Source organism: Streptomyces glomeratus, assembly GCF_021462825.1.
Taxonomy (GTDB): domain Bacteria; phylum Actinomycetota; class Actinomycetes; order Streptomycetales; family Streptomycetaceae; genus Streptomyces; species Streptomyces glomeratus.
In genome coordinates this window covers 202396-223388 of the sequence record NZ_JAKEEB010000006.1, presented here as the reverse complement: position 1 = coordinate 223388, position 20993 = coordinate 202396, and the positions used below count along the sequence as shown (strand labels likewise).

The 20993-nt window shown below is 70.0% G+C and carries 19 protein-coding genes and 1 riboswitch; of the genes, 13 read left to right on the top strand and 6 right to left on the bottom strand.

Translation table 11 applies throughout. The features are described 5' to 3' along the window. Positions 1–17: 17 nt before the first annotated feature. From LZ604_RS10020 to LZ604_RS09975, 10 genes are all read left to right on the top strand, one after another. The gene (locus LZ604_RS10020) at positions 18–833 is read left to right on the top strand and encodes an SOS response-associated peptidase (RefSeq protein ID WP_234514237.1); all 816 of its coding nucleotides are present in this window, start codon (positions 18–20) and stop codon (positions 831–833) included. Between the two features lie 54 nt (positions 834–887). Then, the gene (locus LZ604_RS10015; RefSeq protein ID WP_234514235.1) at positions 888–1532 is read left to right on the top strand and encodes an alpha/beta hydrolase family protein; all 645 of its coding nucleotides are present in this window, start codon (positions 888–890) and stop codon (positions 1530–1532) included. A gap of 253 nt (positions 1533–1785) precedes the next feature. Continuing rightward, positions 1786–2469 carry an RNA polymerase sigma factor SigR gene (sigR, locus tag LZ604_RS10010; RefSeq protein WP_234514365.1) on the top strand — a complete coding sequence of 228 codons (684 nt, stop codon included), beginning with the start codon at positions 1786–1788 and terminating at the stop codon, positions 2467–2469. Beyond that, the gene (rsrA, locus tag LZ604_RS10005) at positions 2466–2768 is read left to right on the top strand and encodes a mycothiol system anti-sigma-R factor (protein WP_234514233.1); all 303 of its coding nucleotides are present in this window, start codon (positions 2466–2468) and stop codon (positions 2766–2768) included. The genes sigR and rsrA overlap by 4 nt, the downstream gene beginning before the upstream one ends. Positions 2769–3007: 239 nt before the next feature. Continuing rightward, positions 3008–4402 carry an HD-GYP domain-containing protein gene (locus LZ604_RS10000; RefSeq protein WP_234514232.1) on the top strand — a complete coding sequence of 465 codons (1395 nt, stop codon included), beginning with the start codon at positions 3008–3010 and terminating at the stop codon, positions 4400–4402. Further along, the gene (locus LZ604_RS09995) at positions 4399–5643 is read left to right on the top strand and encodes an HD-GYP domain-containing protein (RefSeq protein ID WP_234514231.1); all 1245 of its coding nucleotides are present in this window, start codon (positions 4399–4401) and stop codon (positions 5641–5643) included. The genes LZ604_RS10000 and LZ604_RS09995 overlap by 4 nt, the downstream gene beginning before the upstream one ends. A gap of 136 nt (positions 5644–5779) precedes the next feature. Then, positions 5780–6760: a tetratricopeptide repeat protein gene (locus LZ604_RS09990; RefSeq protein WP_234514230.1), complete on the top strand. Its 981-nt coding sequence runs from the start codon at positions 5780–5782 to the stop codon at positions 6758–6760. Positions 6761–6857: 97 nt separating this feature from the next. Next, positions 6858–7508 (top strand): peptide deformylase, encoded by a 651-nt coding sequence (gene def / locus LZ604_RS09985; RefSeq protein ID WP_234514363.1) that lies wholly within the window; start codon positions 6858–6860, stop codon positions 7506–7508. A gap of 270 nt (positions 7509–7778) precedes the next feature. After that, positions 7779–8864 carry an epi-isozizaene synthase gene (gene cyc1, locus LZ604_RS09980; protein ID WP_234514229.1) on the top strand — a complete coding sequence of 362 codons (1086 nt, stop codon included), beginning with the start codon at positions 7779–7781 and terminating at the stop codon, positions 8862–8864. Then, on the top strand, positions 8861–10234 hold the full coding sequence (locus LZ604_RS09975; RefSeq protein ID WP_234514228.1) for a bifunctional albaflavenone monooxygenase/terpene synthase: 1374 nt from the start codon (positions 8861–8863) through the stop codon (positions 10232–10234). The genes cyc1 and LZ604_RS09975 overlap by 4 nt, the downstream gene beginning before the upstream one ends. Before the next feature lie 99 nt (positions 10235–10333). Here LZ604_RS09975 and LZ604_RS09970 read toward each other — a convergent pair whose 3' ends face one another. From LZ604_RS09970 to LZ604_RS09945, 6 genes are all read right to left on the bottom strand, one after another. After that, complete coding sequence (locus LZ604_RS09970; RefSeq protein ID WP_234514227.1) at positions 10334–11353, bottom strand: ribonucleotide-diphosphate reductase subunit beta; 1020 nt, start codon at positions 11351–11353, stop codon at positions 10334–10336. Next, the gene (locus LZ604_RS09965; protein WP_234514226.1) at positions 11353–13704 is read right to left on the bottom strand and encodes a ribonucleoside-diphosphate reductase subunit alpha; all 2352 of its coding nucleotides are present in this window, start codon (positions 13702–13704) and stop codon (positions 11353–11355) included. The genes LZ604_RS09970 and LZ604_RS09965 overlap by 1 nt, the downstream gene beginning before the upstream one ends. Before the next feature lie 127 nt (positions 13705–13831). After that, a riboswitch (cobalamin riboswitch) is annotated at positions 13832–13955 on the bottom strand. Between the two features lie 52 nt (positions 13956–14007). Further along, positions 14008–14514: a GNAT family N-acetyltransferase gene (locus LZ604_RS09960; protein ID WP_234514224.1), complete on the bottom strand. Its 507-nt coding sequence runs from the start codon at positions 14512–14514 to the stop codon at positions 14008–14010. Positions 14515–14588: 74 nt separating this feature from the next. After that, on the bottom strand, positions 14589–16217 hold the full coding sequence (gene mctP / locus LZ604_RS09955) for a monocarboxylate uptake permease MctP (protein ID WP_234514223.1): 1629 nt from the start codon (positions 16215–16217) through the stop codon (positions 14589–14591). After that, positions 16214–16480, bottom strand: coding sequence for a DUF3311 domain-containing protein (locus LZ604_RS09950; protein WP_234514222.1), 267 nt, complete (start codon positions 16478–16480; stop codon positions 16214–16216). The genes mctP and LZ604_RS09950 overlap by 4 nt, the downstream gene beginning before the upstream one ends. A gap of 125 nt (positions 16481–16605) precedes the next feature. Further along, on the bottom strand, positions 16606–17370 hold the full coding sequence (locus LZ604_RS09945) for a GntR family transcriptional regulator (protein ID WP_234514221.1): 765 nt from the start codon (positions 17368–17370) through the stop codon (positions 16606–16608). 422 nt (positions 17371–17792) lie between these two features. Here LZ604_RS09945 and LZ604_RS09940 point away from each other — a divergent pair, with 422 nt between their 5' ends. From LZ604_RS09940 to LZ604_RS09930, 3 genes are all read left to right on the top strand, one after another. Then, a complete protein-coding gene (locus tag LZ604_RS09940) occupies positions 17793–19079 on the top strand; it encodes an extracellular solute-binding protein (protein WP_234514220.1) in 1287 nt (428 codons plus the stop codon). An 88-nt stretch (positions 19080–19167) separates the two neighbouring features. Then, entirely contained in the window at positions 19168–20154 is a 987-nt protein-coding gene (locus LZ604_RS09935; protein ID WP_234514219.1) for a carbohydrate ABC transporter permease, read from the top strand. Further along, positions 20151–20993: a carbohydrate ABC transporter permease gene (locus tag LZ604_RS09930; RefSeq protein WP_234514218.1), complete on the top strand. Its 843-nt coding sequence runs from the start codon at positions 20151–20153 to the stop codon at positions 20991–20993. Before LZ604_RS09935 ends, LZ604_RS09930 begins: the two co-directional genes overlap by 4 nt.

Sequence of the window (20993 nt, the reverse complement as noted above, 5' to 3'; positions counted from 1 at the left end):
CTGGCAGGGTGGCACGTATGTGCGGACGGTATGCAGCGAGTCGCAGGCCCGAGGATCTCGCAGGAGTCTTTGAGGTTGCCAAGTGGGAGCCGGAGGAGACCCTGGCGCCCGACTACAACGTGGCCCCGACCAAGCAGGTGTATGCGGTCCTGGACCGTGCCCTGAAGGACGCGGACGACAAACGGCCGGTTCGCCAGCTGCGCAGGCTCACCTGGGGGCTCGTACCGTCCTGGGCCAAGTCGCCCGAGGGCGCGGCGCGGCTGATCAACGCGCGCGCCGAGACGGTGCACGAGAAGCCGTCGTACCGCCGTGCCTTCGCCGCCCGGCGCTGCATCATCCCGGCCGACGGCTACTACGAATGGGTCACCGGCACACAGGAGCGCGATCTGGAGGCCGAGGGCAGGAGGAAGCGGCCGCGCAAACAGCCGTACTTCGTGCTGCCCGCCGACGGCTCGGTGTTCGCGATGGCCGGCCTCTACGAGTTCTGGCGCGACCGGACGCTGCCCGACGACCATCCCCGGGCCTGGTGGGTGACCTGCTCGGTGATCACGACGGAGGCGGAGACGACACCGCTGGCCGTCGGCCCCGCCGAGGGCCCGCGCTCCCTGTCCGACATCCACCCGCGCATGCCCCTGATGCTCACCCCGGACCGCTGGGACGCCTGGCTCGACCCCGCCCGCACCGACCCCGACGACCTGCGCCCCCTGCTCCAGGCGCCGACCGCCGGCCTGATGCGCGCCTACCCGGTGTCCACGGCGGTCAGCAACGTCCGCAACAACGGCCCGGAGCTGCTGAAGGAGCTGGAGGCCCCCGAGGAGGGCACACTCTTCTGACGCGCCCCAGGGGCGCACACGACCTACGAGGACCGGCTGCCGAGGGTGAACGACGTGACGGATGCGACACAGAGCGTGGAGACCGACGCCGGTACGGCCCGTGTCACCTGGCACCGGGCCCGCAAGGCCGCGCCGGTGCTCGCCCTCGGCCACGGCGCGGGCGGCGGCGTCGAGGCACGCGACCTCCAGGCGCTGGCCCGGGTCCTGCCCGCCCACGGGGTGACCGTCGCGCTCGTCGAGCAGCCCTGGCGCGTCGCCGGCAGGAAGGTGGCGCCCGCGCCGAAGACGCTGGACGCCGGCTGGCGCGGGGTGTGGCCCGCCCTGGCGGGAGACGGGCTGCCCGTGATCGCCGGCGGGCGCAGCGCCGGGGCCCGGGTCGCCTGCCGTACGGCCGCCGGGCTCGGCGCCGTCGCCGTCCTCGCGCTCGGCTTTCCGCTCCACCCGCCGGGCCGCCCCGAGAAGTCCCGCGCCGCCGAACTGCTGGGCGCGGGCCTGCCCACCCTCGTCGTCCAGGGCGGGAAGGACCCCTTCGGAAGGCCGGAGGAGTTCCCTCAGGGACCCTACGACCTGGTCGAGGTGCCGAACGCCGATCACGGTTTCGCCGTCCCCAAGAGCGCGGACCCCGGCCAGGAGCAGGCCCTGGAGATCCTCACCGACGCCGTGGTGAAGTGGGCCACGTCACTCGGCCCACTCGGGTGACGCCCGGGAATGTTGTGGGGCGGGGCACTGTTGTGCGGGTCAGACGGCACCGGCCGTGCTGCACGCATGACGAGAGGAAGTCCGCCGCATGGGTTCGACCATCTGCCCGAGCCGCAGCAGCAGCGCTGACCTGGACTGGACGGTGCTGCACGCGTCGAAGGCCGCCCCTGTTCGGGCGGCGGCGGGTAAGGGTGTTCGTCTATCCTCCGATCTCAGTGGGACCGCTCTCGGTCCTGCCACGTCGCTGGAGGAGGTGGGTCCGGTCACCGGTACCGACGCAGGGACCGAAAACGGCCAGGCGGAGCAGCCCGAGGGCCGGGGGACGGGCGCCGAGTCGTCCGCCGAGCGCAGTGCGCGCTTCGAGCGGGACGCGCTCGAATTCCTCGACCAGATGTACTCCGCCGCGCTGCGCATGACGCGTAACCCGGCGGACGCCGAGGACCTGGTGCAGGAGACGTACGCGAAGGCGTACGCGTCCTTCCACCAGTTCCGCGAGGGCACCAACCTCAAGGCCTGGCTGTACCGGATCCTCACCAACACCTTCATCAACTCGTACCGCAAGAAGCAGCGTGAACCCCAGCGCAGCGCGGCCGAGGAGATCGAGGACTGGCAGCTCGCCCGCGCCGAGTCGCACATGTCGACCGGTCTGCGCTCCGCGGAGTCGCAGGCGCTCGACCACCTGCCCGACTCGGATGTGAAGGAGGCGCTGCAGGCGATCCCCGAGGAATTCCGCATCGCCGTCTATCTCGCGGACGTAGAGGGCTTTGCGTACAAGGAGATCGCGGACATCATGGGGACACCCATCGGCACGGTGATGTCCCGGCTGCACCGGGGCCGCCGTCAACTGCGCGGCATGCTCGAGGACTACGCCCGCGAGCGCGGGCTGGTCCCGGCCGGCGCCGGAGACTCGGACGAAGCGAAAGGCTCGGGCTCATGAGCTGCGGAGAGCCGCACGAGACGGACTGCAGTGAGGTCCTCGACCATCTCTACGAGTTCCTCGACAGTGAGATGCCGGACGTCGACCGCACCAAGTTCAAGCAGCACTTCAAGGAGTGCTCGCCGTGCCTCGAGAAGTACGGCCTCGAAGAGGCCGTGAAGAAGCTGGTCAAGCGCTGCTGTGGGCATGACGACGTGCCGACCGACCTCCGGGCGAAGGTCATGGGCCGCATCGAGCTGATCCGCTCGGGTCAGACGGTGCCCGAGCACGATGTGACCGCGACCCCGCAGGAGTCCTGAACCTCCCGGCCCCGGGGGAGCCCGACCGCCCGGCCACGAAGTCGTGAACTTCTGTTCGGGGCGGCGGTCAATCCCCGATCGCCCGTCACCCGAACGTGCTAATCCGTGGGTCATGGGCCCAGGGATTCCCCCCAAAGCCACACCCGTCGGCCGCCCTCCCCTCTAGGCTCCCCAGCCTGAATGGCACGACCGGGCCCGCCCGGTCCGGGACATGGTGCGGGTTCGGGGGGAGGTACGTCATGGGGCCGGTCCGGCCGTCGGCAGCCGCATACGTCGGCTGCGCCGTCCTCGGCGCCCTGCTGTGCGTGGCTCCCCTGCCGGAGCTTCCCGTCCCCTGGTCGGCGATCGCGCTGCTCGCCGCGCTCCACGCTGGCTGCGAGCAGCTGCCCCTGCCCCGGGCTCTCGGCCGCAGCCGAGCGGGGGGATCCCCGACGCCCCCCTTCGGCCGCCGGGCCCTCGAGGGAATGGGCACCGTCTACCCCGTGCTGCTCGCCGGGGCCTTTCTGCTGCCGCCCGCGGCCGCCGCGTTCGTGCCCCTGCCCGGTGCCCTGCTCGCCCGCGTCGCCGAGCGGCCCTCATGGCTGCGCCGCGGCTGGCGGGCCGCGCGGCTCGCCCTCGCCGTGTGGGCCGCATCCCGCGTCCACTGGTCCCTCGGCGGCCGGGACGCGGTCGCCGGCCCCCACTTCCCCGACGCACTGCTGACCGCCGGGGCGGCGGTCCTGGCGTTCTGCCTGGCGCTGACCGCGCTCGACGGCGGTATCCTGACGCTGGCCGAGCGCGTACCGGCGCGCACCGCCTGGCGCGGGCTGTTCCTGCGCTCCCTCGCGCCCGTCGCCGTGCACGGGCTCGCCGGGCTGATGATGGCGGTGCTGTGGCGCAGCCCCTACGGGCCCGTGACCGCGCTGCTCGTGCTGCTGCCCATGTACGTCTCCTGCTGGGTCTTCGCCCAGTACCACCGGGAGCGGGCCGCCCATCAGGCGACGATCCGCGCGCTCGTCCAGGCCGTCGACCTCAAGGACGGCTACACCCGCGGCCACAGCGAACGGGTGGGGCAGGCCTCCATGATGATCGCGCGCGAGCTGGGCCTGCACGACCGGCGCGTGGAGGTGCTGCGGTTCGCCGGCATCCTGCACGACGTGGGCAAACTCGGAGTGCCCACCCGGCTGTTGCGCAAGGACGGGCCGCTCACCCCCGAGGAACGCCGGATCATCGAGCTGCACCCCGAGTACGGCCACGAGATGGTCCGCGGCATCGGGTTCCTCGGCGAGGCGCGGTCGGCGATCCTCCACCACCACGAGCGGCTCGACGGCACCGGATACCCCTACGGGCTGAGAGGCCGGCAGATCCCGGAGTGCGCGCGGGTGGTCGCGGTCGCCGACGCCTTCGACGCGATGACCTCGACCCGTTCCTACCGGCGCGCCCGCCCCGTCGCGGCCGCGCTTCGGGAACTGGAGCGGTGCTCGGGCACGCAGTTCGACCCGGCGATGGTGCGCGCGCTGATCCGCGCGCTGGACCGGCACGGCTGGCACCCGGTGGTGACCGCCGAGGAGGAGCGCGGGAACGCGGCACCGCCGCCGGCCCTGCCCGTGGCCGGTCAGCCGGCCGGGCGGGTACCCGGCGGGGGCGGCGCATGACCGCGGGCCGCGCGCCCCTCGTCCTCGCCCACACGACGGCCGCGCTGCTCGCCGCGGGCTGTCTCGGCCTGACCCTCTGGCGGGGCCTGGACGAACCCGCCGTCGCCCTCGCCTTCGGGGCCCTCGTCGCGGTGGGGGAGCTGTCCCGGTGGAGCGGCATCGGCGAGCGGGAGCCCGCACCCCTCGGCGCGGCCGGGGCGCTCTCCTACGCCCTGCTCGGGCAGATCGCCGGACGGCCCACCCACCACGGGGTGGCCCAGGTGGTCACCGTGGTCCTCGCGGCCGCTCTCGCCGGCTGCGTCCCGCACGTGGCCCGGGGCCACCGCTCCACCGCCGACCACCTCACCCGCCGCCTGCTGACCGTGGGCTTCACCGCCGTCTGCTTCCAGCCGGTCTACCGCCAGGCCGGACCCCACGGCTGGGGCGGGCCCGCGTACACGCTGCTCGTCGTCGCCCTGCTGGTGCTCACCACCCTGTGCGACGCCGTGCTCGCCGCCGCCCTGGCACACTCCCGTACCCGCTGGCCGTTCGGGCCGCTGCTGCGCGACGAACTGCGCGCCAGGCTCGGCATCGGCTCCGCCGTCTGCGCGACCGGTGCCGTGATGTCACCGGCCGTCGCGGTGGTGGGCCTGTGGGCGCTGCCCGTCTTCTCGCTGCCGCTGCTGCTCACCCAGCTCTCCTACCGGCGCTACGCGGCCGTGCGCGCCACCTACCGGCAGACCATCGCCTCCCTGGCCCGCGCAACCGAGATCGCCGGGTACACGCCCCCCGGACACGCCCGGCGCGTCGCCGCGCTCAGCCTGGCCGTCGGCCGGGAGCTGGGCCTGAGCGGGCCCGAGCTGACCGTGCTGGAGTACGCGGCGCTGATGCACGACATCGGGCAGCTCAGCCTTGTCGACCCGGTGCCCGCGGGCGCCACCGCCGCGCTGCCCGTCGAGGAGCAGCGGCGCATCGCGCTCCTCGGCGGCGCCGTCGTACGGCAGACCGGGGTGGACGCCGAGGTCGCCGTCGTCGTGGAGCGGCAGGCCGACCCCTACCCGGAGCAGCCGGTCAGCGCCAGGATCGTCCGTGCCGTGAACGCCTACGAGGAGATGGCGCGGGAGGAGGCGGGGCCCGGAGGGCCCCTCAGCGCACTGGAGCGGCTGCGCCTCGCCTGCGCCGGCGACTACGAGCCGGAGGTCGTGGAGTCACTCGCGAGGGTGTTGCAGAGAGACGGTCTGACCTTGCCGACAGCGGGGTAACCCATGGGTAATGAGCGCCCGTCCGGCGGTACGTGGTTGGATGCCAGGAGAGGGTGTTCGGGGGCACTCGCGCGTGACCCCGCGGACGGCAGGGAACCGGCAGGCGGGAATCGCAAGGGACTGGCAGGCGGGAATCGTGAGGATCTTCGGGAAGGGACGGCACCGGCCCTCCGCCTCCTGGCGGCAGGCCACCGACCGCGCGTTCACGCTGATCGGCGACGGCCGCTACGAGGACGCGGGTGCGCTGCTGACCCGTGCCGCGGACCTGGAGCCGTGGCTGTCGGAGTCCTGGTTCAACCTCGCCCTGCTGCACAAGTTCCGCCACGACTGGGAGCAGGCCCGCGCGGCCGGGCTGCGCGCCGTGGCCCTGCTCGAGCGGGAGGCGGGCGCCCCGGACTGGTGGAACGTGGGCATCGCCGCCACCGCCCTGCAGGACTGGCCGCTGGCCCGCCGCGCCTGGCAGGCGTACGGCCTGCGGGTGCCCGGTGGTGCCACCGTCTCCGCAGAGCCCGCCGGGATGGAGCTGGGCAGCGCCGCCGTGCGGCTGTCGCCGGAGGGCGAGGCCGAGGTCGTGTGGGGGCGCCGGCTGGATCCCGCGCGCATCGAGGTGCTCTCCATCCCGCTGCCGTCCTCCGGGCGCCGCTGGGGCGAGGTCGTGCTGCACGACGGCGTGCCGAACGGCGAGCGCACCACGGCCGCCGGGCACGCCTATCCGGTCTTCGACGAGATCGAGCTGTGGGCGCCCTCGCCGGTGCCCACCTGGGTCGTGCTGCTGGAGGCCGCGACCGAGGACGACCGGGACGCGCTGGAGCAGCTGGCCGCCGACGCCGGTTTCGCCGCCGAGGACTGGTCCTCGTCCGTGCGGCTGCTGTGCCGCGCGTGCTCCGAGTCCCGGATGCCGTCCGACGAGGGCGAGGGCGAGCACCTCGATCCGCACGACCACAGCGAGCCCGGGCACCCGGGACCGCTGGGGCACCGCACGGACGGGCAGCTGTGGGTGCCCGAGCGGGAGTGCGGCATCGCGGCCCCCGCCTCGCTGGTGCGGGGGCTGCTCGACGGCTGGGTCGCGGACAGCCCGGACTCCCGGGACTGGCGGGATCTGGAAGAGGTCTGCTGACCAGGGCGGCTCGCGGATCCCCGGGAGGCACCCGGGCACGCACCGTAGTCTGTACTGGCAGGATTTTCCCATGGTTGCAGGAAGGCATACGTCGGTCATGGCGCAGCAGGACACCGATCAGCAGCACGCGGGCGTGCTCCCCGTGGACGACGATGGCTTCGTCATCGACACCCAGGACACCGACGAGCGTGAGACGGCCTGGCGTGAGCGCGGCACCTCGCGGCCGATCACGGTCTTCGGGAACCCGGTGCTGCACAGGGAGTGCAAGGACGTCACCGAGTTCGGCCCGGAGCTGGACCGGCTGGTCGCGGACATGTTCGCCAGCCAGCGCACCGCCGAGGGTGTGGGCCTGGCCGCCAACCAGATCGGCGTCGACCTGAAGGTCTTCGTCTACGACTGCCAGGACGACGAGGGCGTGCGGCACGTGGGCGTCGTCTGCAACCCCAAGCTCGTCGACCTGCCCGCCGACCGCCGCCGCCTCGACGACAGCAACGAGGGCTGCCTGTCCGTGCCGACCGCGTACGCGCCGCTCGCCCGGCCCGACTACGCCGAGGTGACCGGGCAGGACGAGAAGGGCAACCCGATCAAGGTGCGTGGGACCGGTTACTTCGCCCGGTGTTTGCAGCACGAGACGGACCATCTGTACGGCTACCTGTACATCGACCGGCTGTCCAAGCGGGAGCGCAAGGACGCCCTGCGGCAGATGGCCGAGAACGAGCCCCGCTACCCCGTGGTGGCCAACGACTGAGATCCGTGGCCGACGACGCCTGGCCGGGCACCGCCCCCGACCAGGCGTCGTTCATGTGTGCGTCGCACATTCGATCCTGGGCACAGTTGAACTGACACATATTCAGTCACACAAGGCATATTCTCGGCACGGTCAGTGATAGGTGAGCCAAATCCGTTCCCAGACCGGTCAGTTGTGGTGCTGAATGGAAAGCGCGGGGATACGCAACGGCGCGCGCCCGGCACGGCGGGAGGGGCGCGGCGCCAACCGGCGGCTGAGAGGGGTTTGTTCGTGCCAGCTTTCCCACACAGCACTTCATCGACGACGACCGCGGTTGCGGTACCACCGGCGCTCGCCCTGCCGGTCATCGAGGCCGCGTTTCCCCGTCGTCTGCACCCGTATTGGCCCTGCCTGCAGGAGAAGACGCGTTCCTGGCTGCTCGAAAAGCGGCTCATGCCGGAGCACAAGGTCGAGGAGCATGCCGACGGACTGTGCTACACCGACCTCATGGCGGGCTACTACCTGGACGCCGCCGACGAGGTCCTGCAGGCGATCGCGGACTACAGCGCGTGGTTCTTCGTCTGGGACGACCGCCACGACCGTGACATCGTCCACCGCCGGCCTGCCGCCTGGCGGAGGCTGAGGTTCTCGCTGCACGCGGCCCTGGACGCACCCGGGCACCATCTGCACCACCCGGACCCCGTGGTCGCGGGGTTCGCGGACAGCGTGGGGCGCCTGTACTCGTTCCTCGGCGAGCGGTGGAACGCGCGCTTCGCCCGGCACTTCCACGCGGTGATCGAGGCGTACGACCGGGAGTTCCGCAACCGCACCCGCGGGACCGTCCCGACCGTCGACGCCTACCTGGAGCTGAGGCGGCTCACCTTCGCACACTGGATCTGGACCGACCTGCTCGAGCCCAGCGCGGGATGCGAACTGCCCGACGCCGTGCGGAAACACCCCGCATACCGGCGGGCGGCGCTGCTGAGCCAGGAGTTCGCCGCCTGGTACAACGATCTGTGTTCCCTCCCCAAGGAAATCGCGGGAGACGAGGTCCACAATCTCGGAATCTGTCTCATCCACCACGAGGGCATGACCCTGGAAGAGGCCGTCAGAGAAATGCGGCGGCGGGTCGAGGGGTGCATATCCGATTTCCTCGCCGCCGAAAAGGAGGCGCTGCGGTTCGCCGAATCCCTCGCGGGTGTCACCGTACAGGGAAAGGAATTGAGCAGCACTGTGAAGGCGATCGTCGCAAACATGCGGAACTGGTTCAGTGCCGTGTACTGGTTCCACCACGAATCCGGCCGCTACATGGTCGACAGCTGGGACGACCGCACGACACCCCCGTACGTCGACAATGAAGCGGCAGGTGAGAAATGACCCTGGAATCGGTCGGTTCGAAGGCGCCCGAGGAGACGGCGGCTTCGGGCGTGCCGCCGCTCGCCGCGGGAGGCGTCCCCCTGCTGGGCCATGGCTGGAAGCTCTTCCGCGACCCGCTCGGCTTTCTGGGCCGGCTGCGGGAGGACGGTGGCGTGGTCCGGCTGAGGCTCGGGCCGAAGACGGTGTACGCGGTCACCACCCCGGCGCTCGCCGGTGCACTCGCGCTGAGCACCGACTTCGAGATAGGCGGCCCGCTGTGGGAGTCCCTGGACGAGCTGCTCGGCAAGGAGGGCGTCGCCACCAGCACCGGGCCGCTGCACCAGCGTCAGCGGCGGGCCATCCAGCCCGCCTTCAGGCGGGAGGCCGTCCCCGGCTACGGGCCGGTCATGGTGGAGGAGGCGCGCGCGCTCGCGGAGCGCTGGCGGTCCGCCGCGGCCATCGACGTCACGACGGAGTCGTTCCGTGTCGCGGTGCGCATAGCCGCCCGCTGTCTGATGGGCGGCACGTACATGGACGAGCGGGCCGAACGGATCTGCGCCGCTCTCGCCACGCTCTTCAGCGGCATGTACCAGCGCATGGTGATACCGCTCGGACCGCTGTACCGGCTGCCGCTTCCGGCCAATCGCGCATTCAACCGGTCATTGGCCGATTTGCATCTCCTGGTCGATGAGATCGTGGCCGCACGCCGGGCATCCGGTCAAAAGCCGAACGATTTGCTGATGGCTTTGCTGGAGGCGAAGGACCACAACGGTGAGCCCATTGGGGAACAGGAGATTCACGACCAGGTCGTTGCGATAGTCACGGCCGGCAGTGAAACAGTGGGCTCCATGGTCATGTCGCTTCTCCAGGTGCTCACGGATCACCCGGAACAGGCCGACAAGATCCGCGACGAAGTGAAAACCGTGACGGGTGGCAGGCCGGTCGTATTCGAGGACGTCCGGAAGCTGACGTACACCGCCGATGTCGTCTTCGAGACAATGCGTGTGCGCCCCGCTGTATGGATATTGACGCGGCGGGCGGTGACCGACACCCGGCTCGGCGGGTACCGCATTCCGGCCGGGGCGGACGTCGTGTACAGCCCCTACGCGATCCAGCGCGACCCGCGCTCCTACGAGCGGCCCGAGCGGTTCGACCCCCATCGCTGGCAGCCGGAGCGCGCCAAGGACGTCCCGAAGTACGCGATGACGCCGTTCGGCGTCGGCAACCGGAAGTGCCCCGGAGACCACTTCTCGATGGCCGAACTCACATTGATCGCGGCGGAGCTGGCGTCCGCCTACCGCTTCGAGGAGGGGCCCGGGTCCGACCCGAGGCTCCGTATCGGCATCACGCTGCGGCCGCGCCGGCTGCTGCTGCGGGCGCTGCCGCGGTGACCGGACAGGCGCACGTTCAGGCGGCCTCGGGGCCACTGAACGTGCGCCGGCAGCCGGCCGGTGCCGTGACCAGGGCAGTCAGCCGAGGGCGGCGGAGCCTCAGAAGTCCTCGTCCAGGTCGACGGTGCCCTCCACCGCCACCTGGTACGCCGACGGACGCCGCTCGAAGAAGTTGGTCAGCTCCTGAACACCCTGGAGCTCCATGAAGGAGAAGGGGTTCTCCGAGCCGTACACCGGGGCGAAGCCGAGGCGCGTGAGGCGCTGGTCGGCGACGCACTCCAGGTACTGCCGCATTGAGTCGGTGTTCATACCGGGCAGGCCGTCACCGCACAGGTCCCGCGCGAACTGCAGCTCGGCGGCGACGGCCTCCCTCAGCATGTCGGTGACCTGCTGCTGCAACGTGTCGTCGAAGAGGTCCGGCTCCTCCTTGCGGACGGTGTCCACGACGTCGAAGGCGAACGACATGTGCATCGTCTCGTCCCGGAACACCCAGTTGGTTCCGGTGGCCAGACCGTGCAGCAGGCCCCGGCTGCGGAACCAGTAGACGTACGCGAAGGCCCCGTAGAAGAACAGGCCCTCGATGCACGCGGCGAAGCAGATCAGATTGAGCAGGAAGCGGCGTCGGTCGGCCTTGGTCTCCAGCCGGTCCAGCTTCTCCACCGAGTCCATCCATGTGAAGCAGAACTCGGCCTTCTCGCGGATGGAGGGGATCTTCTCCACGGCCGCGAAGGCCGCCGCGCGGTCGTCCGGGTGGGGCAGGTAGGTGTCCAGCAGCGTCAGATAGAACTGGACGTGCACGGCCTCCTCGAAGAGCTGACGGCTCAGGTACAGCCGCGCCTCCGGTGAGTTGATGTGCTTGTACAGCGTCAGCACCAGGTTGTTCGCGACGATCGAGTCACCCGTCGCGAAGAAGGCCACCAGGCGGCCGATCAGATGCTGCTCGGCCGGCGTGAGCTTCGCCAGGTCGGCGACGTCCGAGTGGAGGTCGACCTCCTCGACGGTCCAGGTGTTCTTGATGGCGTCCCGGTAGCGCTCGTAGAAGTCCGGGTAGCGCATCGGGCGGAGAGTCAGCTCGAAGCCGGGGTCGAGCAGGTTGGCGTTGCGGGTGGTGCTGGTCATTACTGGCAGGCCTCGCAGGACTCGGGGTTCTCAAGGGAGCAGGCGACGGCGTCGGGGTCGGCCACCCGCTGCACGGGGACGGTCGCCTGTGCCGCGCGGGCGATCCTCGTCGCCGGACGGGAACGCAGGTAGTACGTCGTCTTCAGCCCCTGCTTCCAGGCGTACGCGTACATCGAGGAGAGCTTGCCGATGGTCGGCGTCTCCATGAACAGGTTCAGGGACTGGGCCTGGTCCAGGAACGGGGTGCGGGCGGCGGCCATGTCGATCAGACCGCGCTGCGGGATCTCCCAGGCCGTGCGGTACAGCGCCCGTACGTCCTCGGGGATCCACGCGAAGCCCTGCACCGAACCGTTGGCTTCGCGCAGCGCCTCACGGGTGCGGGCGTCCCATACGCCCAGCGCCTTCAGGTCCCGCACCAGGTAGGAGTTGACCTGGAGGAACTCGCCCGACAGCGTCTCGCGCTTGAAGAGGTTCGACACCTGCGGCTCGATGCACTCGTAGGCGCCCGCGATGGAGGCGATCGTGGCGGTCGGCGCGATCGCGAGAAGCAGCGAGTTGCGCAGGCCGACGGCCGCGACGCGCTCGCGCAGGGCCGCCCAGCGCTCCGGCCAGGCCGGCTCCACGTCGTAGTGGTCGGGATGCAGCACGCCGCGGGCGGTCCGGGTCTTCTCCCAGGCCGGCAGCGGGCCGTTGCGCTCGGCGAGGTCGGCGGACGCCTCGTAGGCGGCGAGCATGATGCGCTCGGCGATCCGCGTGGACAGGGCCTTGGCCTGGGGCGAGTCGAAGGGCAGGCGCAGCTTGAAGAAGACGTCCTGCAGACCCATCGCACCGAGGCCCACCGGCCGCCACCTGGCGTTGGACCGGCCCGCCTGCTCGGTCGGGTAGAAGTTGATGTCGACCACGCGGTCCAGGAAGGTGACGGCGGTGCGGACCGTCTCGTCCAGCCGCTCCCAGGCGATGTGCGAGTCGGTGACGAACGCGCCGAGGTTGACGGAGCCCAGGTTGCAGACCGCGGTCTCCCCGTCGTCGGTGACCTCCAGGATCTCGGTGCAGAGGTTGGAGGAGTGGATGACGTGGCCGGGCTCGGCCGTCTGGTTGGCGGTGCGGTTGGCGGCGTCCTTGAAGGTCATCCAGCCGTTTCCGGTCTGCGCGAGGGTACGCATCATGCGGCCGTACAGCTCGCGTGCCGGGAGGGTCTTCTTCGCCAGCCCCGCCGCCTCCGCCCTGCGGTAGGCGGCGTCGAACTCCTCGCCCCACAGGTCGACCAGCTCCGGCACGTCCGCGGGGGAGAACAGCGACCACTGTCCGTCGGTGTCGACCCGGCGCATGAACTCGTCGGGGACCCAGTGCGCGAGGTTGAGGTTGTGCGTACGGCGGGCGTCCTCGCCGGTGTTGTCGCGCAGCTCCAGGAACTCCTCGATGTCGGAGTGCCAGGTCTCCAGGTAGACGGCGGCCGCGCCCTTGCGCCGCCCGCCCTGGTTCACGGCGGCGACCGAGGCGTCCAGGGTCTTCAGGAAGGGGACGATGCCGTTGGAGTGCCCGTTGGTGCCGCGGATCAGCGAACCGCGGGAGCGGATACGGGAGTACGACAGCCCGATGCCGCCGGCGTGCTTGGAGAGGCGGGCGACCTGGTGGTAGCGGTCGTAGATGCTGTCCAGCTCGTCCTTCGGGGAATCGAGGAGGTAGCAGGAGGACATCTGGGGGTGCCGGGTGCCGGAATTGAAGAGGGTGGGGGAGGAGGGAAGGTAGTCGAGGCGGCTCATGAGCCCGTAGAGCGCCGCGACTTCGTCCACCGCACGGGGCGTGTCGTCCTCGGCGAGGCCGGCGGCGACCCGCAACAGGAAGTGCTGGGGCGTCTCGATGACCTTGCGGGTGATCGGGTGCCGCAGGAGGTAGCGGCTGTGCAGGGTACGCAGCCCGAAGTAACCGAAGCGGTCGTCGGCGCCGGGGTCGACGAGGGCGTCGAGACGGCCCGCGTGCAGGCGCACGAAGGCGGCGGTCCGGTCGGCGATGAGGCCCTCCCGGTGGCCGACGGCGACGGACTCGGTGAACGATGTGACGCCCTGGGAGGCGGCTTCGTTGCGGATGCCGATCGTCAGCAGCCGGGCGGCCAGCCGGGAGTAGGCGGGGTCCTCGGAGATGAGGCCCGCGGCCGCCTCCGTGGCCAGCTCCCGCAGTTCCGCCTCGTCCGCCTGTGCGGAGCGACCGCGCAGCGCGGCGGCGGCGACCCGGCCGGGGTCGGCGTCGGGGAGGTCGGCGGTCAGCTCGGTCAGGGTGCGCAGCAGCGCGGCACCGGGACCGTCGGTCTTCAGGTCGCTGACTGAAGCCGGGTCGGCTGGCGCGATGGTCACGTGGGGCTCTCTCCCTCGCTCGGCGCGGGGGCCTTGCGGAGGGCAGGGGGCAGCCACGAGCGCGCACGGCGCCGCGTCCACCGGCCCACTCCGCGAGGCCCGGACGTCTCAAGGCGCCCGGACCGGACGGCCGGGCGCGCTGCCGGCAGGTCCTCGGACTGAACAGGCGTGCGGATACACGCAAGTACACCGTTGCGGGACAGTTCCGGATTCGCACCGGATTCCCCTGTGGCGACAGCGAGGATGAGCATACATCTAGTGCCGGGCCCTGGTGTCACCCCCAGATGTTGTGTCGCTGCGGTTTCAGAGGGTCAACTCGTAGGCCAGGAGGTGGAGGTCGTCCAGGTGTGGGATCGGATTCCAGTCCCGCTCGGGTGTACGAACGAAACCGAGGCGCTCGTAGATGCGGTGGGCGGTGTGCATGGTGCGCTGGGTGGACAGGACGATGCGGGTGCAGCCCCCGGTGGAGCGTGCTCGGTCGATACAGGCGCGTACGAGCGACTCGCCGGCGCCGCGGCCGCGGGCCGCGTGGTCGACGGCGAGCATCCGTATCTCGGCCTCGCCGGGACCGGCGATGTCGGCCATGGGCCCGGCCGCCGGGACGAAGGTGACCCCGCCGAGAACCCTGCCGCCCTCCACGGCGACCAGCACCTCCGCGGCGGCCGCCCGCTTGGCCACGTCTCGCAGCTCGCCGAGGTAGGCGTCGCTCTCCCCGAAGTCCAGCAGCCCGTCCTGGAGGTAGGCCCGGGCGGTGATCTCGCCGAGGGCCGCGTAGTCCGCGGGCAGTGCCTGCCGGATGGTGATGTCCATGGGGCCGAGTGTGCCCGACGGGTACGACAACGGGCCGCCGGATCGCTCCGACGGCCCGCCCGGCTCCGTGTGCCCTAGTGGGACGTACCAGCCGTGGCCGGGGGCAGTTCCACCTGCACCCCCGGGTCGCCCGCGTCCGCCGTGTAGTCGTCCGGCCTGGTCTCGTCGATGCCCTCGGGGGCCTTCACGGCCTTCAGGACGAAGGTCAGGACCACCGTGACCAGTACGTTCAGCACGAACGCCGTCAGACCGATGTAGCCGATCTCCCCGATGCCCGGGATCTCCTTCGCCGAGCCCCCGAAGTGCTGCTGGGTCGGAGACGCGACACCGTACGCGGCGAGCGTGCCGTACACCATGCCGACCGCCCAGCCCGCGAGCAGCGCCCAGCGGTGGAACCAGCGGGTGAACAGGCCGCCGACGAGGGCCGGGAAGGTCTGCAGGATCCAGATGCCGCCGAGCAGCTGGAAGTTGATGGCGACCGTCTTGTCCATCGTCAGGACGAAGACCAGGGCGCCCACCTTCACCAGCAGCGACACGATCTTGGAGACCCGGGTCTCCTCCTTCGGTGTGGCGTCCGGCTTGATGAAGTCCTTGTAGATGTTGCGGGTGAAGAGGTTGGCGGCCGCGATGGACATGATCGCCGCCGGAACCAGCGCCCCGATGCCGATCGCCGCGAACGCCACACCGGCGAACCAGTCCGGGAACATGTTCTCGAACAGCTGTGGGATGGCAAGCTGCCCGTTCTGCACCTTCACGCCCGCCGCGATCGCCATGAAGCCCAGCAGCGCCAGCAGGCCGAGCATCAGCGAGTACAGCGGCAGGATCGTGGTGTTGCGGCGGATCACCTCACGGCTGCGCGAGGACAGCGTCGCCGTGATCGAGTGCGGGTACATGAACAGCGCGAGCGCGGAGCCCAGCGCGAGCGTCGCATACGTCCACTGGCCGGCTTCCGGAGGTGCGAGGGCGCCGCGCGGCTTCCCCGTCAACGGGTTCGTCTGCGCGAACGCATGGCCCGCCTTGGCGAAGATGTCGTCGAAGCCGCCCAGCTTGATCGGGATGTAGATGATCGCCACAGCGATCACGATGTAGATCAGGGTGTCCTTCACGAACGCGATCAGCGCGGGCGCCCGCAGACCCGACGAGTACGTGTACGCGGCCAGCACGCCGAAGGCGATCAGCAGCGGAAGGTCCTTGACGAACCAGTTGGTGTTCTCGCCGCCGCCCACGCCCATCACGTCCAGCACGGCCTGGATGCCCACCAGTTGGAGCGCGATGTACGGCATCGTCGCCAGGATGCCGGTGACCGCCACCGCCAGCGACAGCCCCTTGGAGCCGAAGCGGCCGCGCACGAAGTCCGAGGTCGTGACGTATCCGTGCCGGTGGGAGACCGACCACAGCCGAGGCAGGAAGGTGAAGATCAGCGGGTAGACGAGGATCGTGTAGGGCACCGCGAAGAAGCCCGCCGCGCCTGCCGCGTAGATCGCGGCCGGTACGGCCACGAAGGTGTACGCCGTGTACAGGTCCCCGCCGAGCAGGAACCAGGTGATCCAGGTGCCGAACGACCGTCCGCCGAGACCCCATTCGTCGAGGCTGTGCTCGTTCTCGGCCTTGCGCCAGCGCGCCGCGAGGAAGCCCACGACGGTGACGGCCAGGAAGAAGAAGACGAAGACGCCGAGCGCGACGCCGTTCACTCCGTCCTTCACTGCGACGCACCCCCCTCGCGGCCGGCGCGGGCGCGCTGGTCACGCTGCCACAGCTGGTACGCCACCATGGTCAGCGCGGTGGAGACCAGCACCCACAGCATCTGGTACCAGTAGAAGAAAGGGATTCCGACGAACGCCGGATCGGTCTTGGCGTAGGAGCCGACCCACAGCATCGCGACGAAGGGTGCTACAAGGCAGAGGGCGATGACGACACGCACGGGCGTCACCCTCGCCGCTCTAGTCACATCCGACTGATCTGACATCTGCTGGCTCCGTCCCCTCACTGTTCACCTGTGTAATGCGCAGGCAATCTAGGTGACGGCATCCCTGAAGCGGAAGACCTCGTCCGGATATCCGCCTCAGCAGCGAGGAAATGCTCGGGAGTGACTCACTCCTGCGGCCTCTTGAGCCGTGCCACGAACTTGTACCGGTCCCCTCGGTACACCGACCGCACCCACTCCACGGGCTTGCCCTGCCGGTCCAGCGAGTGCCGGGAGAGCATCAGCATCGGCAGGCCGACGTCCGTGCCGAGCAGGCCCGCCTCGCGCGGGGTGGCCAGCGAGGTTTCGATGGTCTCCTCCGCCTCCGCGAGGTGGACGTCGTAGACCTCCGCCAGCGCCGTGTAGAGGGAGGTGTACTTGACCAGCGAGCGGCGCAGCGCCGGGAAGCGCTTGGCGGACAGATGCGTCGTCTCGATCGCCATCGGCTCGCCGCTGGCCAGCCGCAGTCGCTCGATGCGCAGCACCCGGCCGCCCGCCGAGATGTCGAGCAGCCCGGCGAGGGTGTCGTCGGCCGTGATGTAGCCGATGTCCAGCAGCTGCGAGGTCGGTTCGAGGCCCTGGGCGCGCATGTCCTCCGTGTACGAGGTGAGCTGGAGCGCCTGGGAGACCTTCGGCTTGGCGACGAAGGTGCCCTTGCCCTGGATGCGCTCGAGCCGGCCCTCGACGACCAGCTCCTGAAGGGCCTGGCGCACGGTCGTGCGCGAGGTGTCGAACTCCGCGGCCAGCGTGCGCTCGGGCGGCACCGGCGTCCCGGGCGGGAGCGTCTCCGTCATGTCCAGCAGATGCTTCTTCAGACGGTAGTACTTGGGCACGCGCGCGGTGCGGACGGTCGCCCCGCCCTCGCTCTCCGCACTGCTGACGTCGGTGCTCATGGTCTGCCTTCCCGGCTCCGGATGCCGAAGTGACCGGCACTCCGTCGGTCACGGCTCACATCGTGGCACGGCTTCGCGGGGGGAATGCCCCGCACGGTCCGCGATCCCCGTCACGCGGCCGGGGTCCCCTCTGTATACCGTCGGCACTCCCGCTGGTCTAGTCCACCGCACCGAAGTGGTCCAGTCGGGCGGCCCTTCACTGGCCTGCCCTTTTTGCTGGGTTCCTACTTAAAGGTCCTTGCATATGTAGGTCCCATAACGGACGCCCGGACCACGGCGAACTCCCTTGACACGCCTATTGGTCTGGGCCAAGCTCCCCGTACTGGTCTACACCATTGGTCCAGGTCCCGGCCCCACGGGCGCTACTCGTCATCGGTCGCCGCGGGGACAAGGGGGGTTGGTGGCATCCTGAGGAGGATGGCGTGAAGCGCAAGCTGACAGCCGCGATCGGAATCGCGGGCATGATGGTCTCCATCGCGGCGTGCGGGGGCAGTGGGGGCAAGTCCGGAAGTTCGGACAAGGGGGCGGACGCCAAGGAACTCACCGTCTGGCTGACGGTCGACGCCCAGAACAACTGGCCCGCGCTGGTGAAGGCCGCCGACGACTCCCTGACCAAGAAGCACCCCGGCCTCAAGATCAAGCACGAGTACTACGGCTGGCCGGACAAGAACACCAAGCTCGACGCGGTCCTCGCCACCGACAAGGTGCCCGACGTGGTCGAGATGGGCAACACCGAGATGCTCGGCTACATGGTCAAGGGCGCCTTCGCCGAGGTGGACCCGGCCAAGTTCGACAACTCCGGCCAGTGGCTGGACGGCCTCAAGACCTCCGTCACCTACGAGGGCAAGACGTACGGCGTGCCCTACTACGCCGGCGGCCGCGTCGCCAACTGGCGCAAGGACATCGCCGCTTCCGCCGGCATCAAGACGCCCCCGAAGACGTACCAGGAGCTGACCTCCGACCTGGACAGGATCCAGAAGAAGGAGGGCGGCAAGTTCAGCGCCTGGTACCAGCCGACCCGCGACTGGTACGCGGCCATGTCCTTCGTCTACGACGCGGGCGGCTCCATCGCCAAGGAGGAGGGCGGCCAGTGGAAGGCCTCCCTCTCCTCGCCCGAGTCCGTCAAGGGCCTCACCGAGTTCAAGCACGTCGTCGACACCTATATGCACGGCGACAAGACCAAGGACGAGTCCGACCGCTACATCGTCTACGGCCAGGGCAAGTCCGCCATGATCTTCGCCGCCGCCTGGGAGGGCGCGACCGCGGCCGACCCGAAGAACGACAAGACCGGCAAGCTCAAGAACAACCTCGAGAACTTCGTGATGCCGGGCCCGTCCGGCAAGAACATCCCGGTGTTCCTGGGTGGTTCGGACCTCGCCGTCCCGGTGAAGTCGAACGCGCAGGCGCTGGCCGCCGAGTGGATCAACGCGTTCACCGGCTCCGAGGGCCAGAAGGGCTTGATCGCCAAGGGCAACCTGCCGAACAACAAGACGGACCTCGCCACGCTGAAGAACGACCCGGCGACGGCGGTCCCCGCCACCGCGGCCGAGTCCAACTGGTTCGTCCCGATGGCACCGGGCTGGGGCCAGGTCGAGAAGGCGCAGATCCTGCAGACCATGCTGCAGGACATCGGCACCGGCAAGAAGTCCGTCGAGGCCGCCGCGAAGGACGCGGACGCCGCGATCGACAAGGTCATCAACACCAAGTGACCTGAGCGCAGGGCCCTGTCGCCCCGGGGTGTCCGGAGGCCGGGGCCCTGCGTCCCGTTCGACCCGAGGGACCGCTGAGGAGCGCGCGATGAGTGCCGCAGACACGACCACCCCCGCCAAGGTGCCGCCGCCGCGGCCGGCGCCGCCACCCGTCGTCCCGGACCGGCCGCGCGGAAAGCGGACGGCGAACGGCGCTGCGGCCCCCTGGCTGCTGCTCGCGCCCTGTCTGCTGGTCCTCGCCCTGGTGATGGGCTATCCGCTGGTCCGCCTGGTCACCCTCTCCTTCCAGAAGTTCGGCCAGTCCCAGCTGTGGGGGTTCCAGCCGGCCGAGTCGGTGGGGTTCGACAACTTCTCCAAGGTGCTCGGCGACGGCGAATTCCGGGCCGTCGTCCTGCGCACGGTCGTCTTCGCCGCCGGCTCCGTGATCTTCACGATGGTCGCGGGCATGGCGCTCGCGCTGCTGCTCCAGCGGGTCTCCGGCTGGCTCCGGACCCTGATCAACATCGTGCTGGTGGCCAGCTGGGGCATGCCCGTCATCGTGGCCACCACCGTCTTCAAGTGGCTCTTCGACTCGGACTACGGCGTCTTCAACGCGCTGCTGAGCAAGCTGCCCGGGGTCGAGATGATCGGCCACAACTGGTTCGCGTCCGGACCGCAGGGACTGGCCGTGATCATGCTGCTGGTGGTGTGGGGAGCGGTGCCCTTCGTCGTCATCACGCTCAGCGCGGGCCTGACCCAGGTGCCGAAGGAGCTGCAGGAGGCGGCGCGACTGGACGGCGCCGGTTCGTGGGGTGTCTTCCGCTATGTCACCCTGCCGGTTCTGAGGCCGGTCATCGTGATGCTCACGACCCTGTCGGTGATCTGGGACATGGGCGTCTTCCCGCAGGTGTTCGTGATGCGGGGCGGTCACCCCGAGGCGGAGTTCCAGGTCCTCAACACCTATTCCTACGACCGCGCCTTCGTCGTCAACGACTACGCGCAGGGGGCGGCCATCGCCCTGATCACCGTGCTGCTGCTGCTCGGCGTGGTCGCCGTCTACATGCGCCAGATGCTGAAGATCGGAGAGGTCGAATGAGCGCCCTCGTCCCCTCCGGCCGCCGAAGGCCGAGGCTCGGCTGGAACATCCTCGGCCTCCTCGTCTTCGTCGTCGCCGGTTTTCCCCTCTACTGGATGCTCGACACGGCGTTCAAGCCCGCCAAGGACGCCATCGACCCGGACCCCAGTCTGCTGCCCACCGGCATCACGCTCGCCAACTTCCGCCGGGCTCTGGACATCGCCGACTTCTGGGGCCCGGTCGGCCGCAGCCTGACCGTGTCACTGACGGTCGTCGTGATCGGCGTGGTCGTCGGCACGCTGGCCGCGCTCGCCATCTCACGCTTCGCCTTCCGCGGCCGCAAGATCGTGATCGTGGGCATCCTGGCCGTGCAGATGGTCCCGCTGGTCGCCATGATCATCCCGGTCTTCCTGCTGCTCAACGACCTCGGTCAGTACGACAGGCTGACCGGCCTCGTCATCACGTACCTGACGTTCATCCTCCCCTTCACGGTGTGGACACTGCGCGGCTTCATCGTCAACATCCCGAGGGAACTGGAGGAGGCCGCCATGGTCGACGGCTGCTCCCGCACCGGCGCCTTCCTCCGCGTCGTCTTCCCGCTGCTGGCCCCCGGCCTGGTCGCCACCTCCGTCTACGGCTTCATCCAGGCCTGGAACGAGTACCTCTACGCCCTGATGCTGCTCAGCCAGGAGCACCAGACCGCGACCGTGTGGCTCGGCAACTTCACCACCAAACACGGCACCGAATACGCCCCGATGATGGCCGGAGCCACGATGATGGCCGTGCCGATCGTCGTCCTGTTCCTCCTCGTCCAGCGCAAGATGGCCGCGGGCCTGACCGCGGGCGCAGTGAAGGGATAA

Excerpts from the sequence above, each read along its gene's own strand:
- LZ604_RS10020 (WP_234514237.1), top strand. The coding sequence starts at position 18 with ATGTGCGGACGGTATGCAGCGAGTCGCAGGCCCGAGGATCTCGCAGGA.
- rsrA (WP_234514233.1), top strand. The coding sequence starts at position 2,466 with ATGAGCTGCGGAGAGCCGCACGAGACGGACTGCAGTGAGGTCCTCGAC.
- LZ604_RS10000 (WP_234514232.1), top strand. The coding sequence starts at position 3,008 with ATGGGGCCGGTCCGGCCGTCGGCAGCCGCATACGTCGGCTGCGCCGTC.
- LZ604_RS09995 (WP_234514231.1), top strand. The coding sequence starts at position 4,399 with ATGACCGCGGGCCGCGCGCCCCTCGTCCTCGCCCACACGACGGCCGCG.
- def (WP_234514363.1), top strand. The coding sequence starts at position 6,858 with ATGGCGCAGCAGGACACCGATCAGCAGCACGCGGGCGTGCTCCCCGTG.
- LZ604_RS09975 (WP_234514228.1), top strand. The coding sequence starts at position 8,861 with ATGACCCTGGAATCGGTCGGTTCGAAGGCGCCCGAGGAGACGGCGGCT.
- LZ604_RS09970 (WP_234514227.1), bottom strand. The coding sequence starts at position 11,353 with ATGACCAGCACCACCCGCAACGCCAACCTGCTCGACCCCGGCTTCGAG.
- LZ604_RS09960 (WP_234514224.1), bottom strand. The coding sequence starts at position 14,514 with ATGGACATCACCATCCGGCAGGCACTGCCCGCGGACTACGCGGCCCTC.
- LZ604_RS09950 (WP_234514222.1), bottom strand. The coding sequence starts at position 16,480 with ATGTCAGATCAGTCGGATGTGACTAGAGCGGCGAGGGTGACGCCCGTG.
- LZ604_RS09945 (WP_234514221.1), bottom strand. The coding sequence starts at position 17,370 with ATGAGCACCGACGTCAGCAGTGCGGAGAGCGAGGGCGGGGCGACCGTC.
- LZ604_RS09935 (WP_234514219.1), top strand. The coding sequence starts at position 19,168 with ATGAGTGCCGCAGACACGACCACCCCCGCCAAGGTGCCGCCGCCGCGG.
- LZ604_RS09930 (WP_234514218.1), top strand. The coding sequence starts at position 20,151 with ATGAGCGCCCTCGTCCCCTCCGGCCGCCGAAGGCCGAGGCTCGGCTGG.